General features: G+C 38.3%; 17 protein-coding genes and 1 tRNA gene. 10 read left to right on the top strand and 8 right to left on the bottom strand.

Going from position 1 to position 17770, the window contains the following annotated elements; all coding sequences use genetic code 11:
* Positions 1 to 2: 2 nt before the first annotated feature.
* From dprA to FHK88_RS00785, 5 genes are all read left to right on the top strand, one after another.
* Positions 3 to 1286 (top strand): DNA-processing protein DprA, encoded by a 1284-nt coding sequence (gene dprA / locus FHK88_RS00805; protein WP_227428881.1) that lies wholly within the window; start codon positions 3 to 5, stop codon positions 1284 to 1286.
* A gap of 314 nt (positions 1287 to 1600) precedes the next feature.
* On the top strand, positions 1601 to 2275 hold the full coding sequence (locus FHK88_RS00800) for an L-threonylcarbamoyladenylate synthase (RefSeq protein ID WP_227428880.1): 675 nt from the start codon (positions 1601 to 1603) through the stop codon (positions 2273 to 2275).
* Positions 2276 to 2620: 345 nt separating this feature from the next.
* Positions 2621 to 3469 carry an arylesterase gene (locus tag FHK88_RS00795; RefSeq protein ID WP_227428879.1) on the top strand — a complete coding sequence of 283 codons (849 nt, stop codon included), beginning with the start codon at positions 2621 to 2623 and terminating at the stop codon, positions 3467 to 3469.
* A 36-nt stretch (positions 3470 to 3505) separates the two neighbouring features.
* Complete coding sequence (locus FHK88_RS00790; RefSeq protein WP_227428878.1) at positions 3506 to 4249, top strand: ABC transporter ATP-binding protein; 744 nt, start codon at positions 3506 to 3508, stop codon at positions 4247 to 4249.
* A gap of 243 nt (positions 4250 to 4492) precedes the next feature.
* On the top strand, positions 4493 to 5227 hold the full coding sequence (locus FHK88_RS00785; RefSeq protein WP_227428877.1) for a hypothetical protein: 735 nt from the start codon (positions 4493 to 4495) through the stop codon (positions 5225 to 5227).
* Between the two features lie 123 nt (positions 5228 to 5350).
* On the opposite strand, the gene FHK88_RS00780 is transcribed toward FHK88_RS00785, so the two are convergent.
* Complete coding sequence (locus FHK88_RS00780) at positions 5351 to 5692, bottom strand: hypothetical protein (protein WP_227428876.1); 342 nt, start codon at positions 5690 to 5692, stop codon at positions 5351 to 5353.
* Between the two features lie 472 nt (positions 5693 to 6164).
* On the opposite strand from FHK88_RS00780, the gene FHK88_RS00775 reads away from it, so the two are divergent.
* From FHK88_RS00775 to FHK88_RS00765, 3 genes are all read left to right on the top strand, one after another.
* On the top strand, positions 6165 to 8885 hold the full coding sequence (locus FHK88_RS00775; protein ID WP_227428875.1) for an ABC transporter permease: 2721 nt from the start codon (positions 6165 to 6167) through the stop codon (positions 8883 to 8885).
* 149 nt (positions 8886 to 9034) lie between these two features.
* The gene (locus FHK88_RS00770) at positions 9035 to 10738 is read left to right on the top strand and encodes a DUF262 domain-containing protein (protein WP_227428874.1); all 1704 of its coding nucleotides are present in this window, start codon (positions 9035 to 9037) and stop codon (positions 10736 to 10738) included.
* 2 nt (positions 10739 to 10740) lie between these two features.
* Positions 10741 to 12747 carry a DUF262 domain-containing protein gene (locus tag FHK88_RS00765; protein WP_227428873.1) on the top strand — a complete coding sequence of 669 codons (2007 nt, stop codon included), beginning with the start codon at positions 10741 to 10743 and terminating at the stop codon, positions 12745 to 12747.
* A gap of 63 nt (positions 12748 to 12810) precedes the next feature.
* Here the strand turns inward: FHK88_RS00765 and FHK88_RS00760 are convergent, their stop codons facing one another.
* The 5 genes from FHK88_RS00760 to hisB form a co-directional block, all read right to left on the bottom strand.
* On the bottom strand, positions 12811 to 13569 hold the full coding sequence (locus tag FHK88_RS00760; RefSeq protein WP_227428872.1) for a lysozyme inhibitor LprI family protein: 759 nt from the start codon (positions 13567 to 13569) through the stop codon (positions 12811 to 12813).
* Positions 13570 to 13666: 97 nt separating this feature from the next.
* A complete protein-coding gene (locus tag FHK88_RS00755) occupies positions 13667 to 13822 on the bottom strand; it encodes a hypothetical protein (RefSeq protein ID WP_227428871.1) in 156 nt (51 codons plus the stop codon).
* Positions 13823 to 13829: 7 nt separating this feature from the next.
* On the bottom strand, positions 13830 to 14153 hold the full coding sequence (locus FHK88_RS00750) for a hypothetical protein (RefSeq protein WP_227428870.1): 324 nt from the start codon (positions 14151 to 14153) through the stop codon (positions 13830 to 13832).
* A 36-nt stretch (positions 14154 to 14189) separates the two neighbouring features.
* Entirely contained in the window at positions 14190 to 14837 is a 648-nt protein-coding gene (gene hisH / locus FHK88_RS00745) for an imidazole glycerol phosphate synthase subunit HisH (RefSeq protein ID WP_227428869.1), read from the bottom strand.
* 59 nt (positions 14838 to 14896) lie between these two features.
* Positions 14897 to 15523, bottom strand: coding sequence for an imidazoleglycerol-phosphate dehydratase HisB (gene hisB, locus FHK88_RS00740; protein WP_227428868.1), 627 nt, complete (start codon positions 15521 to 15523; stop codon positions 14897 to 14899).
* 177 nt (positions 15524 to 15700) lie between these two features.
* On the opposite strand from hisB, the gene FHK88_RS00735 reads away from it, so the two are divergent.
* Both FHK88_RS00735 and FHK88_RS00730 read left to right on the top strand, forming a co-directional pair.
* Positions 15701 to 16120, top strand: a complete 420-nt coding sequence (locus FHK88_RS00735; protein ID WP_227428867.1) for a hypothetical protein — start codon at positions 15701 to 15703, stop codon at positions 16118 to 16120.
* Positions 16121 to 16192: 72 nt separating this feature from the next.
* Positions 16193 to 16268 (top strand) — tRNA-Phe (locus FHK88_RS00730).
* A gap of 654 nt (positions 16269 to 16922) precedes the next feature.
* Here the strand turns inward: FHK88_RS00730 and FHK88_RS00725 are convergent.
* On the bottom strand, positions 16923 to 17216 hold the full coding sequence (locus FHK88_RS00725; protein WP_227428866.1) for an addiction module antidote protein: 294 nt from the start codon (positions 17214 to 17216) through the stop codon (positions 16923 to 16925).
* Entirely contained in the window at positions 17206 to 17538 is a 333-nt protein-coding gene (locus tag FHK88_RS00720; protein ID WP_227428865.1) for a type II toxin-antitoxin system RelE/ParE family toxin, read from the bottom strand. Before FHK88_RS00720 ends, FHK88_RS00725 begins: the two co-directional genes overlap by 11 nt.
* Positions 17539 to 17770: the final 232 nt, after the last annotated feature.

The following is a 17770-nucleotide window of genomic DNA, read 5'->3' as shown; positions in this document are numbered from 1 at the left end:
TTATGACGCCATCGCAACAAGATATTTTGGTATTATGGCAGAGGGTGAATATGTCACTCTCTGCCTTTCGTAAATTAACAACGGCATTTACATCAGCAACATCTGCCTTACAAGCCAGTGTGGAAGATTGGCGAGCGTTAGGTATACATCACAGCCATCTATCACGACATAGCGAGGCCACTGAAAAAGACAGCCTGCACTTCTTAGAAAAGATACAAAAAGATATTGCCCAACAATCTTATCAATTAATATTTTTTGGTGATGCTGACTACCCTGATGGTATCACGCAACTGTATGACCCACCTCCTGTGTTATTTTATCGTGGACAAGCTGATAAACTCTCATTGGCACAGATTGCCATTGTTGGTAGTCGCAGGCCAACGCCTCAAGCACAAAAGACCACATTTGATATGGCACAGTATCTTGCTCAGTCTGGTTATGTCATCACCAGTGGGTTGGCACAAGGCATTGATGCTCAGGCACATCTGGGTGCATTGGCTCAGCCAAAAGAGCTGGCAGGGCGCACCATTGGTGTAATGGGTACAGGCATTGATGTGTGTTATCCCAAACAGCACCATGCCTTAATTGAGCGTATCGTCAATGAAGGGGGCTGTATCATCTCTGAGTTGTTACCCAATACTCAGCCTAATAAACATACTTTTCCTCGCCGTAATCGTTTGGTCGCAGGGTTAAGTCTGGGGACAATCGTCACTGAAGCGACCATTCAAAGTGGCTCATTAATTACTGCTCGTTTGACCGCTGAGCAAGGTAAACAAGTCTTTGCTGTGCCTAGTCGTATTGATAATCTTAATGCAGAGGGATGTCATCATCTAATACGTGAGGGTGCAACCCTGATTTATCATCCTGAGCAAGTCATCGCTGACATTGCAAACCAAACCTCTTCGCATGCCTCCATACAAGAAACGTCTGCATCAGCGCATCTGTATCCATACACAAAAGATGATAGCGAAATCATAGAAACTCAGAAATCATTTGCCAGTCAGCGTCAGCCACAATCTCCAATCAAACCGATGCCTTATCAGGTTGATAATCAGGCTAATAGACATCGTCATATAGAAAAATCACCACAAGCTTCTAGCAATAACGTGACAATTCCCAATGAGCTACAACCTTTGATGGTACATTTGGATTGGGTTGGTCAAGATTTAGATAAGTTAATAGAAAAGACACAACTTGATACACCAACACTATTAAGCCAACTGATGACACTAGAGTTGCTTGGTATTATTGCTCAAAATGCTGGACGATATAAACGATTGATATAAGCCATATATTTAGGCTTGTTGATAATCCATCCTGTTTAGCTAATATCGACAAAGGATACAGCTACTTTTTACTCTTATGTAAAAAATGGCTATATTTGCCTTATTTCTTCGTTAATAAACTGGATAATATAGTCAGTGAATTTATAAACTGGCACAAGGCAGGCGAGTGCAGATAGTACGGCTGTATAGCAAACGAGCCTAACACCGTAACAGTTATAAAGTCCGTTGGCTATATCTCGCCTTGATAAATAAGCTACCTACATTTATTGCCTTGACTAAGATAAACTTATAGCAATTTTTCCTAAAGAGCTAAGATGACAACTTCTGCAAAAACATCCAAAAATACAACTGTATTTACTGATATTCAGCAGGCAGTGGCATGGATAAAGCAAGGTCAGATTTTGGTTTATCCAACCGAAAGTGTCTGGGGGATTGGTTGCGACCCTTTTAATCAAAAAGCTGTACAAACCGTACTCCAGCTAAAATCACGCCCACAAGAAAAAGGTATGATTGTGGTGACAGATAAGCTGTCACGTATCGCTTCTTTAATTGCGCCACTGTCTGATGAGCAACGGCAACGGCTGACACAATCCATCAGTCAGTTATCATTAATTAATCTCAATTTACCAACGGCTCAGCAACAAGCACAGACATGGTTATTGCCACTGATGGATAATCAAAACTATCAGCCAGACATTCCACAATGGATAACAGGCAATCATGATAGCGTGGCAGTACGCGTCATTGCCCATCCTATGATTAAACAAATATGTCAGCAGATGGTATCAGAAGAAAACCCCTATGGTTTTATCGTCTCAACCAGTTGTAATCAAGCCGGTCAACCCCCTGCCAATAGTCTAGAGCAAGCCCAAGCCTCTTTTGCTAACCATAAACTGGCTAAGCATATAGGTTATTTACAAGGGGATACCTTGGGTTATCAATTGCCAAGTCAAATAAGAGATATTAGAACAGGACAAGTGCTAAGGTAGGGGATAGTCGAAACAATAAAAAACAGTTACTTTGTTAATCTCAAATAAACCTCTTACAGTGTTAACCTTAGGGTCTGTTGAACTTTCACCCCGTCAGGCTAATACCTATAAGGGATATAGCTACTTTTTACTTTCATGTAAAAATTGGCTAAATTTGCCTTATTCTGCGTTAATGAACTTGTTAATATCCCGATATTACCTGTGTCCATTGCCTTGACTAAGTCAAATTTTTCTCAATTTTTCCTATGAAGATGAATGTTCAACAGACCCTATTAGAGATTTATAATATCTTCACTTAGATGCCTTGTATTAGCAATTTATTATCAGTTAGGGGAATAAATACTTATGTCCTTATTATCGACAGCCATTAAAACCAAGTACACCCACTCTCGCATAAAACATAAAGGACGCATGGGCATAGTCACTCTATTCACCGCCTTAGTATGTATGGCGTGTCAACCTGTGTCTGATAACAAAAGTGATACTGAAAACGATAATTCACAGCCCACCGCAAGCCAACCCACTCAAACTAGCAACTCACAAAGGGTTAATTCACCAGCCCCTGTGCTTAATCCACCTTTGCAACCACTCGCCCAGCCCATCACTACGCCCATTACGATTTTGGCGATTGGTGATTCGCTCACTGAGGGTTTGGGCGTGGCGGAGCAAGACAACTACCCTGCTCAGCTACAAGCACAACTGCGTGAGGCAGGTTATAGCAATGTCAGCGTGGTTAACTCAGGGCTTAGTGGCGAAACCAGTACTGGTCTGGTTAATCGGCTCGACTGGGCGTTAAAAACTCAGCCTGATATTACCATTTTGACCACAGGGGCAAACGATGCCATGCGTGGCGTACCTGTAACCACTGTCGATGACAATATTCGCACCGCTATCGAACGCTTACAAGCCAGTGGTAGTACGGTGATATTGGGGGGTATGGAGATTTATGACAATATGGGCGATGATTATGTGAATCAATTTTCACGCATTTATCCACGCATCGCCAAAGATACAGGGGTGGCGTATATTCCATTTTTCTTAAATGGGGTCGCAGGTGATGCCAATCTCAATCAAAAAGATGCCATCCACCCAACCAAAGAGGGTTATACGCATGTGGTGAGAAATAATATCTTACCTGTGTTGATGCCTGTGCTAACTGAGGTGGTACAAGAAAAATCCAGCAATACGCAATAATAGACAATACACCATAAATCATATAGAAAAACTACCATGAAATCTGCCACAAACTCCAACGCAAATCCTACCCTTAATAACTCACACACCCCCTCACCCACTACGTCATCTACGTCACAACCCCTGCTGTATGCCAACAATCTTAGTAAAAGTGTAAAAGTGGGTGAGCAACGTATCGACATTATTAAGGGTATTGATGTGGCGGTGCAGGCGGGTGAATTTGCGGTGATTATGGGTAAATCTGGCTCAGGTAAATCGACACTGTTAGGCTTGCTAGCAGGGCTAGATTATCCTGACTCGGGTGAGGTGTGGTTAGATGGACAAAATCTGACCAAGCTTAATGAAGAAGCATTGGCACAAAAACGCCAACAAGACATGGGCTTTGTGTTTCAGTCGTTTCATTTGTTGCCAACGCTGACGGTCGCTGAAAATATTGCCTTTCCGTTAGATATTGCTCGTCGTCCTGACCCTAGCCGAGTCGAGGAATTGCTCACTGCGGTTGGGCTCATGCATCGCCGTGACAGTTTACCGCATCAGCTATCAGGGGGTGAGCAACAACGCACTGCTTTGGCAAGGGCATTGGTCGCCCGTCCAAAAATTATTTTTGCCGATGAGCCAACAGGCAATCTTGATGAGCAAAATGCTCAACAGGTGATGCACTTATTGTTAGAGCTACAACAACAATCAGGGACGGCATTGGTGGTGGTAACTCATGACCCAAGTCTAAGCACCCATGCCAATCAGGTGATTACCATTGTTGATGGTCGGGTTGAAAATTAAGATGGTATGATGATATAGAAAACCCACATAATAATTTTGTTATAATAAAAAAATTATTCTTTAGTTTTATTAATATTTCATTATCTATATACATTTACAATGTAAAGTTTTTTTCTAGCCAGTAAATTTATACTAGTAGTTTATTATGTACTAGTTTTAAATCAAAATTGAATATAACATGTATATAATAAGGACTTGAGAATACAATTTTCACCAGAAATTAAATAAAAAAGGCAATGTAATATGACAAACAAATCACCTAAGGCAACTTTTGAAAAATATGTAGGAAATCATATTGAAAATCTTGCAGCACGACCATTGGTGTTTATAGAACCTATCGGAAAGATGAGTAACTTTGATAATCTACCTATTTGGATTAATAAAGATATTAGAGATGTTAACCCTGAAATTTATTCTCATATATTCTGGGAAATTGAACCTATGGGTGAGTATATATATTTCTTAGCGGGTGACTTTGAGAAAAATGAAAAGGGTTTGTTAAGGTTTCCATCAGCTACTACTAGTATGAGAGTTGAAGTAAATTTTGAAGATGATGTCATTAGTGTTGCAAAACATGATGGGAAACGTTTTCAAGATTATGCCAAAGAATGTGATTACTTATTACCTACTATCCAAGATATGTCTATTGAAGATTTAGAAGAGTACTTTAATCTACCAACACAACAAACTGGTGATTCTCTAGGTTACATCTCTTTAGAGACTTTACTTCCTCAAGCAGAAGGGTTTTCAAGAATTGAAATCGGTAGAAACTACTCTGGGAAAGTATACTTAGGATTAATTTATCAAGGTTTTTATGAACCTAAAAAACCTTCTGAGTATGCAAGATACATGCTTATTAATGTCTATTCTACTAATAGAAAGCAAAAAATACAGCCATTAATTGATGAATATATAAAGTTAGTAAAAAAATATAAAGACATGCCTTATATTTCTATTTCTGGTACTACCAGAGGATAAATTTAAAAAGAATCATCTTTAAAAACAGCGTCACCCTGATATGAGAACCGTAAAAAAATTGCATGGTAAGAAAGTCATAGACTTTCTTTTGCTAGATCCTTTACTGCTGGTCAAACTTCCTAATTAACAAAGTAATGGTCCAATATCGACAATATCTTCTTTTTGTAGCACAAAATCTAAATTTTGTTTGGGGCAAATAGTCTCTCCTTGCCGAATGACATGAACGTCAACTGCTATTTTTGAATTATTGTCTAAATCCAGATAATCAAAATACTTACCTATGTTTTCGCTCAAGCCCAAAAGAGGCTCTTGCATCGAGGTGATGCGTACATTGAATACGCTTTCATAAATACTCAAAGCTTTTGCAAGCGTTTGTGCATCACAACGATAGGCAAGGTCTAAATGCGGAATTGGACTACCAGTATATGTGTATCTAGCGTTCTTTGGACCACATAAATAAATCATATTATATCCCTATAAATTGATAAGCTTCGGGTGTAAGCTAATAACGAAGCTAAATAATCAACCTAAAAGTTGCCTTGAGGTGCGGTTTAGCCCTGAGTGAGGATTAAGACAAAGCACTGCTTTGTCCCTCATGCAAGACAAAATCCTTTAAATAGGATTTTGTGAAAACGATGCGTTACTACGAAATATCAACGGATAGTTAAGTGTTGCCCTAACAAGGCTTTTTAGCCCTGATAGTAGCGGTTATCCTTGTATGACCACTAGTTTGCGGTGACTTAGCTAGTGGCGGTATCGAGGTAACAGGAACGCCACTGGCTTTAGTCACCGCTCTAGTGGGCATGCAAGATATAAGCGGATAGCAGGATTAGCTACTATCATTTAATTAACTATTATTGCTGGTATTTTTACTCACTTTCATTGTATCACTTGTTGTTATACTCTTCTGCTTTGCTACTCAATATAGATTTTGATTATGTCCACACCTGATAACCATTCTTTAGATAAACCACCTTTAAACAACCACTCTCAAAATAAGCCCTCTTTAAAAAAGCAAGCGTTCGCTGATGCTTGGTTTTCAGGCTCGGTATTGGGTAATAAGGTGGTGCGTCGTAGTTGGGTGCAACATTGGATTTATCCGTTGTTGTTTTTGTTGGCGATGATTTTGTCGTTATCGACGTATTTGACGTTGGATTCGATTCAACAATCGGTGGACGATTATGTGGCGGATAATCAGCGGGCGTTGGTGGGCGGTGATTTGGTTTTGACCAGTCAGCAGGCGTGGTCTGAGTCTGTGTTGTCGGCGGTGCGTGGGTTTGAGCCTGATAATGTGGTTTATGAGTCGCAGTTTAATGCGATGATTACGGGGCAAGCAAAAGCAACAAAGGCGGTGCAAGAGACGGATAATTCGCACAATTCGCATAGCTTGCTGGCTCGGATTAAGGCGGTATCACCTGCATATCCGCTGTATGGTGAGGTGAAGTTGGCATCGGGTAAGGCGTTGTCTGAGCAATTAAAATCGCATCAGGTGGTGGTAGAAACACAGGTGCTGACTGGGCTGGGGCTAAGTGTCGGTGATGAGGTGAAGATTGGTGAGGCGGTGTTTACGATTAGCGATGAGCTGACCGCTGAGCCTGACCGCCCGTTGACGGCTTTTGGCTTTGGGGCAAGGGTGTTGATGGCAAGCTCGGATTTAGAGGCGACGCAATTACTTGGTCAGCGTAGTCGGGTGAGTTATCGCATTGAGCTTGCAGGGTCGCCTGAGCAGATTGAGGCTGAGCAGGCTCGGCTGGCTGAGATTTTGGCAAGTCAGCCTGATGTAACCATGAGTGATGCCGATAGTACGGATACGTCGGTGTCACGGGTGTCGGATAATGTGCTTCGGTTTTTGAAGTTGTTGGTGATTGCGGTGCTGTTTTTATCTGCGGTGGCTTTGCTAAGTGTGGTGAAGGCGTTTGTGGATTTGGGGCAACGGGCGACGGCGATTCGTCGGGCGTTGGGTGAGTCGGTTGGGTCGATTAAGCACAGTTATTATCGTTTGTTTTTGCTGATGGCGGGGCTTGCTTGTGCCAGTTCGGTGCTGATGAGTGTGGCGATGCTTAGGCTTGGGGGACGTTATTTGAGTGCGGTGTTGCCCAGTGATATTGTGCTGTCGATTCAACCGCTGAGTGTGTTAAAAATTAGCCTTGTGGCGGTGACGATTACCTTGCTGATTGTGCAACATAGCCTGTATGCAGTGACTCATACCAAACCGTCAGCGGTATTAAAGCAAGCCAACAATAGTCGCCGTCAGCGTCCGCCTGTCTATTGGTATGTGTTGGTGGTGCTTGCCAGTTTTGCTTTGTTGGCGTTTGAGTTCGGCTCGGTACTGACAGGGGGGCAAGCGTTGCTTGGTATGGGGTTATTGGCGGGTGGTTTTTGGTTATTGGCTCGGGGCTGGTTGTGGCTGTTAAGTGCGATTGCAAGTCATAGACAGTTGGGCTGGCTGGGACGCACAGCCATTCATAATTTGTCCCGTAAGGGCAATCAGTCGGGGCTGTTTTTTGTGACCCTTGCTTTGTCGGTGGCGGTTTTGACCATGGTAACGCTATTAAATCACAGTTTAAATAGCCAGTTTATTCAGGCATATCCGCAAGATGCCCCTAATTTATTTTTGCTCGATGTGCAGTCTGAGCAACACGATACGCTGGATAAGATGATTGATGCTCCGTTGACTTATTATCCTGTGATTCGGGCACGTATTATTGAGGCGGGCGGTGTGCCAGCCAGTGAGATTGAGTCGGGGACAGGCGATGACCCGACACGTATTTTTAATCTTAGCTATGCCGATTCGTTGATGGATACGGAATTTATTGCAGAGGCGGTGGTGGCTAACCAGCTTTATGCCCCTGTGACAAATACAGATATAAAAACAGAATCAAAAACTGGCATAGAAACGGATAATACAGATAATACCTCAACCACACTCCCTGCGGATACAGCAGTACCGATGTCGATTTTGGATACGGCATCTGAGATGCTGGGGGTGGGATTGGGCGACCACATACGTTTTAATATTCAGGGTATTGAGGTGGTTGGGCAAATCACCAGTATTCGTGAGCGTTATGAAAAAGGTCCTAGTCCGTTTTTTTACTTTTTATTTGAGCCAAGTGTGATGGCGGACGCTCCACAGATTCAATTTGCTACGGCTCGGGTCGATGCTAAGAGCATTCCACAGTTGCAAACCAATATTGCTCGCCAGTTTCCTGCGATTACCAGTATTGATGGTGGGGCGATTGCCAAACAAATCCAAACTTTTGTGGCTCAGATGAGCCGATTGGTGCAGGTGTTTACTTTGCTTGCGTTGCTTACGGGTATGATGGTGCTGATTACGTCGCTGTTATCCACGTCACAAGACCGTCTGCGAGACAGTGCGTCGTTTCGGTTGCTCGGTATGCAGACTCGTGACTTGTATGCGATTAATATTTTAGAGATTGGTTTATTGGGTATCAGTGCGGGGCTGATTGCGGTGGTCGGGGCGAGTATCACGGCTTGGGTGCTGATTACGCAGTGGTTTGATTTACGTTTTAGTGTGCCGTGGGCAAGCTTTGCGATGGGTGGTGTGGCGTTGCTGGCGGTGTTACTGATTATTGCGGTAAGCTATGTACGTTTGGTGATTAAAAAAGGGATTATGGCAAGGGTACGGGGTATGGCTTGAGGGGGGGGGAGTGTTAAAAATACTCTTTTCACATAATCAAAAATATCGTATACAGAAAAAAGAACTATAGACATGACACCCAAACAACTATTAATATAATGCTTATAAACTCAAAAAACTTGACATAATAATTCTATCTAGTGAGACTCATGCAAAATATACTTAAACTCAAAACGATAAACGAACTACGAGACTGTAATTTCATAATACCTTCTTATCAAAGAGGGTATCGATGGACTGCTACTGAAATTACTGAATTGCTTAACGATATTAACAGTTTCACTCCTCGTGCAATCGATTCTCAGTCAGATGATAAAACTTGGTACTGTTTGCAACCTATAGTTGTTAAAAAAACTGATAATGAAGAGTTTGAAGTTATTGATGGACAACAACGTCTTACTACTATATATCTCATCTTATTCTATTTAAATCAAGACTACATAATAAGTAAAAGAGAAAAAATATTTAAATTAAATTATGAAACTCGTCCTTCTTCTAGTTTATTTCTTGAAAGCTTAGAGGATAATCAAAAAATCAATGAAAGTAATATAGATTTTTATTATATTTCAAAAGCTTATATAACTATATCAGCATGGTTTGATAAAAAAAATCAGGATATATCTTTTGATAAATTAAATTTCTCATCAAAATTTAAGTTTCACTCAAGAGTTATTTGGTATGAAAGCATTGAGGATGATGCTATTTCTATATTCACTAGAATTAATATAGGAAAAATACCATTAACTAACTCAGAGTTAATAAAAGCCTTATTTTTAAATAGCTCAAACTTCAATGAACAAGATAACAAGTTAAAATTACGTCAATTAGAAATAGCAAATGAATGGGATAGAATCGAAGGTTCGCTACAAGATGATAGATTCTGGTATTTTATAAACAAAGAAAGGAAATTTGTAAATCGTATAGAATTTATATTCGATTTAATGAATGAAAATCCAGATAGTAAAGATAAACTTGCAACTTTCAGATTTTTTAGTAAAAAATTTAGAAAACCTAGCAACGATATTTTATCAGAAAATTGGAATGAAATTAAAGATTATTATAATAGATTTTATGAATGGTATAAAGAAAGAAGTTTATATCATAAAATAGGATGTCTTATAACAGTTAATGCTATAAACATTAAAGAACTTTATAAAGAATCTTGTAGTAAGAAAAAATCAGATTTTCATAAATATTTAGATGAAAAAATAAAATTCAGCCTCAGAAAAATATCTGTGAGAGATTTACAGTACAATGATACTACCGAAGTAAGAAAAATATTGCTTTTGTATAATATACTAACTATGTTATCAAGTGATAAAGATAATTCATATTTCCCTTTTGACTTATATGAGAATCAAAAATGGGATATCGAACATATAACTTCTATCAAAAATAGAGTTCCTGATGAGAAAAATAGAAAACAATGGTTAGTTGATTCTAGAACTTTTATAGATACTGAAGCTTTAGCTCCAGATAGTCATGATTTAATAGATAGAATTGATAGTTGGGATGAATCTGAAGAGAGTTTCATAATTCTATTTGAAGAAATAAATAATCACTTCAATCAGCATATTAAATTAGAAGATGATGTAGATAGTCTATTTAATCTTACTTTATTAGACTCAACTACTAATAGAAGTTATAAAAATGCAGTTTTTCCTATAAAAAGAAAAACTATAATTGATAGAGATAAAAAAGGAATATTTATTCCTATATGTACAAAAAATGTTTTTCTTAAATATTTTAGCTCATATCCTCCCAAAATATCTTTTTGGACACAATTAGATAAAGAAAACTATGAAAATGATTTAATTACTACTTTAGAAAAATATAATTATATTGAGAACTAAATATGAAAAACAAACCTAATTATCAAGGTGAGTCATTAACTTTCTATCAGCTCTTAAATAAATATGCTATAGAAGTACCTATCATTCAAAGAGATTATGCTCAAGGAAGAGAAAGTCAATCAAAGATTAGAAGCTATTTTCTAAAAGCTTTATATGAAAGTCTACACAAAGATGAAATATTAATGTTAGATTTTATTTATGGAAGTATTGAAAATAATAAGTTTCAACCACTAGATGGACAACAACGCTTAACAACTTTATTTCTTTTACATTGTTATGCTTCTATAACTAGCAAAATTCCTTATGATACTTATAAAATACTTGCTAATTTTTCATATGAGACTCGTATGACTTCGCGCGATTTCTGTCGAAAATTAGTCGAAAATTTAAATACATTTCCTGAAATAGGTGAAGATAATGACTCGGTTACTATCAAAATAAGTAGTATTATAAAAGATTCTTCTTGGTTCTTTTTATCATGGAAGAATGATTCGACTATTAGTGCGATGTTAAATACACTTGATGATATACATGAAAATTTCTTTAAAATAAATAATCTCTGGGATAAACTAACTACAAAAAATATTATACAATTTTATTATATAGAGCTTGAATATTTAGGTCTAACGGATGATTTATATATAAAAATGAATGCTCGAGGAAAACTTTTAACTACTTTTGAAAATTTTAAAGCAGGTATAGAAAAGAGAGTTTATGATTTTAACTGGGAATCTAAAATACCAGCTCAAAAAAGCTTCAAAGTCAAGATTGATACCAAATGGACAGACTTTCTATGGAGCAATTTTAGGAAATATTCTGCTATTGATGAATCTTTTGTAAGATTTTTTTCTTTTGTATTTATGGTGGACTTAGCATCTACTAAGCAAGTAGAGGATACAAATGATATTATAAAATCCCTTCAAGAAAATCCGCATAATATTTCTATTGACTGGTTAACAGAATCAAGTTTTAGAAGATTAGTCAATTATTTAGACTTACTGACAGAGTATTATCCGAGTTTTTTAAAAAATAAACTTAATTTAGAGCTTTTTAGACATGAACCTCAGGAAAATTTACTGCATGAAGTTCTAACTCACTCTCCTGTTGCATCTTATACTCAAAAAGTATTACTTTTCGCTCAAATTAAATATCTAGAAAAAATTGATAATCTTACAGGTTTTGATACTACACTTTATAATAACTGGATGAGAGTTATTAGGAATATTATAGCATTTGGTAATATAGATAAAAATGGAAAAAGACCAGATATTATTCGTAGTCCACAAGCTTTTATTGGTGTTTTAAACCTTATTATAGATTTATCTGCAGGTGCAAATAATATTTATAATTTTTTAGCTGATAAATCTAATATAATTAGTTCAACTTTTTCAAAAGCTCAAGTTGAAGAGGAGAGAGTTAAAGCTACTTTAATTTTACAAAATCCTGAAAGAAAAAATATTATCTATGACTTAGAAGATACTGATACTTTAAGGGGACGATTGGAATTTATATTTTATTGTTTAGATTATATTCCCGAGCATTGCAATTTTGATGATGAAAAATTTAGGAATATTTCTCAAGCTTTTATCAAGCACCTCGGAAGTGAAGTTTGCTTGACTAATAATTTAAGAAGAGCCCTTTTAACCATAAAGGGTAATTCGGAATATAATTTTTACGATTATTGGCAGTCATATTGGTATCTAGAAGATATGAGTAAAAGGAAATTAATAGATAATTATAGGGAGATAGAATACTTACTTCACTCATATAATCGAGAGTATTTTAAAATTTTAATTCATAAGCTTACCTCAATGAGCTTAGAAGAAATCATAGAAACATTTGAGCCTCCTGAAAAATTCCCTAATTGGAAACTACAGTTAATTAAAGATGAAACATTATTAGATAACTCAAAATCCCATTACATAGCTATTGCAGAAGATAATAGCTTTTGCTATCTATTAAAAAGTATCCGTCCTAGAGATTTAGAAGGAAGTATAAAAATCATTTAATTTAAAGTGAGATGATAATATTGCAACCTATCTTGTAGTATGGTTTAGTTGCAAAAGTAATAATCACTCAGCATCCAACACAATTCCATCAAGATACCCTCGCATACCGCAGTGTGTCTCTCGATATTGATTGTCTATATCTCGCAATAATAACTGGGTCTTGTCTTGATGGGTTGCTGGATACAAACGCAATTCAGAGGTTGTACCTGCTTGCGAATTAGTTAAAACCCAATGATTCTCTGACCATGTCGCTTTTTCATCATCAAAACTGCATGTATGAGCATTGGTATAAATTAAATCACCAGTGACTATCGCAAGATAGGGTTTGTTAGAGACAGGATAAATAGAAATTGAATTAACTGAATCACCTGTACTCTGCCAACGCTGAGTATCTAGGTCATACACGGATATATTGACAATGGTAGAAAATTGACCAAAAGCTTTGGAGTTTGGCAAATCTTCTTTACTTAAAGCCTCAGGGTTATCCTCTACGCCAATGTATGTACTCTGCTCACCTAAATATTCTTGGTATTCTCGAATCAAACACACTTGTGTTGTGCAGGTATTACGCTGAAATTTTAACCATCTACGCTGAGCATTATGGGTAATTTGGGTGCTATTTGGATTATCAGAGGCGTTAGTAAGGCTATTTTTATAATGTCTTGCCATTTGCTCATCAAGACTTGATAGCTGGGCATTAGAACAAATGGTTTTTTCTACCCAACTGCTGGCTTTCGCACAATCAAAACTGGCTGAAAAAGCAGGCATCGAGACTAAGCAAGATACAAAAACAGCCAAATTGGTAAAGATAGATTTTGTCATGTGGTTCTCATTGTTAGTATCGCTGTTTTAATTAATCTTGCAAAGAAACCTTGTCCCTAATGTGAATTATGTACCAATAGTCGTCTTGAGGTGCGGTTTAGCCCTGATAGTAGCGGTTATCCTGCTCGGCTAGGTGTGTTGCTGTGGCTAGGTTTTGGGGTAGTCGCTCGTTTAGATGGAATGCCCCAAACCGTGCCACTGCCACACCTAGCTGAGCAGATATGAGCGGATAGCAGGATTGGCTACAAAACAAATATGCTTTATTTATTCAGCTCAAAAATCTTTGTCCATTTACTGATACCATATAAAACATAAGGTAATAGACAAGTATTAATGATGTCATGGATACTGGCATTTAAACCAATTTTATTCAGGGTGGTTATATTGTCATGAATATCAAATATTTCACCCAATAGTGCAAAGCAGGTAGTAATCACCAACGCCCAACCATAACGATGAAATCCAATCTTGCGAAAAATAATCAAGCAAGACAAAAAGATAGCCATACCAATATAGATATGTAGAGCGTCTCTATCTAAGCCAGATAACTGTATCAAAAATAGTTTGAAGGATTGGAATGTCAATGTATTTTCCTTACCTGATGCAATATCTACCTTTAATTATATATCCCACTCAACAAAGTTCTTTAATAGCTGTAGCCCTGCTTTATGGCTTTTTTCGGGGTGAAATTGGGTGGCAAATAGGTTGTCTTTGATAACACTGGCACAAAATTCGACGCCATAATCACAACGAGCCGATACGATACGATTATCTTCTGGCTGACAGTAATAACTATGCACAAAATAAAAATGGGTATGCTCATCAACGCCTTGCCATAAGGGGTGGGCGGTGTCCATGCCTGAGATGGTATTCCAGCCCATGTGCGGAACTTTGATGCGGTTGCCCTGCTCGTCTATCCAGTTGGGATCAAACTTTTTGACTTGTCCTTTAAGCAAGCCCAAACAAGGTGTGCCATCAGCATTTTGTGAGTTTTCTTCTGAGTATTCAAACAAGGCTTGCATACCAACACAAATCGCCATGACTGGCTTGTTAAAGATGGCGTTGCGTACCACGTCATCAATGCCTGCCTCGTGCATACCGAGCATACAGTCGTGCATTGCTCCGACACCGGGGAAGAGTAGCTTGTCGGCACTTTCAATCTGCTGGGGTTGGTTGGTAACCACCACGTCTGCTCCGACATATTCTAATGCTTTGGCGACTGAGTGTAGGTTGCCCATGCCGTAGTCTAATAGTGCGATTTTGGTCATATTATTTGCTTAATCATCAAGTGAAAGTTAGATAGGTGTGATTGCACAGCCATCAGCAACTACAACGCCTCTTTGGTCGATGGTAAGGTGTTTAACGCACGTTCATCATATTCACACGCCATACGCAAAGCCCGAGCAAAGGCTTTAAAGGTAGATTCTATTTGGTGATGACTATTTTTACCTTTTAAATTGTCTAAATGCACCGTCATCCAGCCATGATTAACAAAGCCATAGAAAAATTCACTAAATAAATCGACGTCAAAACTACCCACATGCGAGCGGGTAAATGGAATGTCCATATGTAGCCCCGGACGACCTGAGATATCAACCACTGCCCGAGATAGCGATTCATCAAGCGGGGCGTAAAAATGTCCATAACGGCGGATACCTTTTTTATCACCTAAGGCTTTGGCAAATGCTTGCCCTAATGTGATGCCTGTGTCTTCAACGCTGTGATGGTCGTCAATATGCGTATCACCGACGCATTTAATATCAAGGTCAAACAAGCCATGACGCTTAATCTGGTCAATCATGTGGTCTAAAAACGGCACGCCTGTATCCACTGTGCCTTGACCTGTGCCGTCTAGGTTGACGGTAACTGTGATTTGAGTTTCGGCAGTGTTACGCTCAACGGTGGCAATACGGGCAGGGCGTGCTGATGGGCAAGAGGTTGACTGTTGACTCATGGCTGGCTCGCTAAATTAAAATGAATGAAAATAAGATAAAAAAGGATAAGGTCATAATAATGATATTAAGGTGATGATAATAGCAAACCCACACTTTTTGTGCCATGCCCAAGCCGTTTGTTTGCTAAAATATTGTCATTAATCTAATTTACAAATTGACTAACTAGGAACGCTATTATGCCGTTAGAAGCTGTTGCAATAAATGATTTTAATGCCCCAATTATTCGTGAGCCTGCCCGCGAAAATGAGCTGGCGTTGCGAGTGGCTGATTTGCTAGAGCAACACCCTGAGTTTGATAAGGGTGAAGATGCCATTGCCTTATTTACATCGGAATTTAAACGAGGCGGACTGCTATATGTGGGTATGTTTAATGATAAGCCCATTGCGGTGATGGGCTGTTTTGATGATGGGCAAACGGATAGTAAACGCTTGCAATATTTAGCGGTGCATCCACAAAATCATAATCGTGGTATTGAGGGTAAGTTTATCAAGCAAGTATATGATTGTGAGGTAAAAAAAGGCGTACGTCAGTTTGTGCCTGCTGATGAGGATATTCATCAGATTATGGCAGAATATGAGCTGTTATCGGTGAAGTAGTGGCAATAATTTTTTAAAAAGTGCTTGACAGATGGGCGTATATTTAGTTTAATAGCGACCTCAAACAAATACGGCTCGATAGCTCAGTCGGTAGAGCAAAGGATTGAAAATCCTTGTGTCGGCAGTTCGATCCTGCCTCGAGCCACCATTTGTTTAATCTGATATTTTAGTTATCCTTATTATATGATTATATGGATAATCCTAATAAAGGTTTTGCAGTATTTGCTAACCTCTCCTTTTCCCCAAACTCCCCCGTTTGGGGTTTTTTTATGCCTGTAAATCCTTGATTTATATAGGGTTGGGCTTTTTTATGTCTATTTTGGTAGCCGTTTTGGTAGCCATTTGTTCAAAAAAATGACCCTTTTTGACTAGGTAGGAATAAATGCCACTGATTGAGTTGGTTATTTATGATGGTAGGGGTAGATAAAAAGTTCAGGGTAATAAGCTGGCGTGACCGCCCCCCTAAGTACATTTTTACGACCGCGAAATTAAAAGTTTAGCTATTGACAGAAAGGGTCGCATTTCAAATGCAACCCTTTTTTATGGACTCTAAAAATTATCACCCATCAGCGTTTTGAACGTCATTGGGTTGCCTGCCAGTTATCACCACAATAGTAAATACTTAGGGTGTTAGTTTATTCACACCCTAGTAACTCCTCACAACCTTAACAAAACTAAACATCTTTCAATATGGCTGGGTTTTTTACATTATAAAAAAGGGCTAGATTTGAAATCTAACCCTTATATGGTTGCTTATTGGTTAACCGTTACCATGTTGGTAAAGGTGTGCTTATTTAAAATACTAAGCCTTATTGGCTATTTGAAACTGTAAGCCCATGCTATCTAATACTTTGAATAGCGTTTCAAAGCGGGGTTTATCAGAAGATAGTGACTTATAAAGTGTGGTGCGTCCTATGCCTGATTTTTGGGCAATATCATTCATGCCCTTAGCTCTGGCAACATCATTTAACGCCTGTACAAACTCGCTAGCTGTACCTTCTGCCAGTACCTCATTGAGGTAGGCTTGAATGGTTTCATCATCATTAAGACACTCAGCAACATCAAAAGGGGTTATTTCTATTTTTTCAGCAATCATCGTCATTATCCTGTTCTAAGTCCTGTTGTACCTGTTGCCATATATCAATGGCTTTTTGTACATCTCGGGTTTGACTGTCTTTACTGCCACCAATCAAAAGTAAGTAAATGTTTTCACCTTGCTGTGCATAATACACACGGTAGCCATTACCCTTAAATATTCGCATTTCATAGATACCTCCTGTATTAGGTAGTATCTTATGGTCGCCAAAATTGCCACTTTCTGCCCGTTTAATGCGTATAGCAATGCCTGCCTTACCGATGGGGTCTTTAAGCTTTTTTAACCAGTTAATGAAAATATCAGTTGTATTTATTTGAATCATTTAACCACCTGTTATCATAGTTTATATTGTAGTGTTTTTACTACATTCCTACAAGTTATATTTTATCCACCAACCAGCCACTGAACATTAATAAAATCTAAAAATATATTTATATCTAATATATGTACTTACCTAAAAACCTGCCTAAATTGCCTAAATGGTCTGTAAGCCTTGATATATAAGGGTTTTAGCTATGCAACTGGCTATCCTAAGCCGTCCTAAAATGCCTATA

The sequence above is a fragment of the Psychrobacter sp. I-STPA6b genome (genome assembly GCF_020662265.1).
GTDB lineage: Bacteria > Pseudomonadota > Gammaproteobacteria > Pseudomonadales > Moraxellaceae > Psychrobacter.
This window is presented reverse-complemented; position numbering and strand designations above follow the sequence as displayed.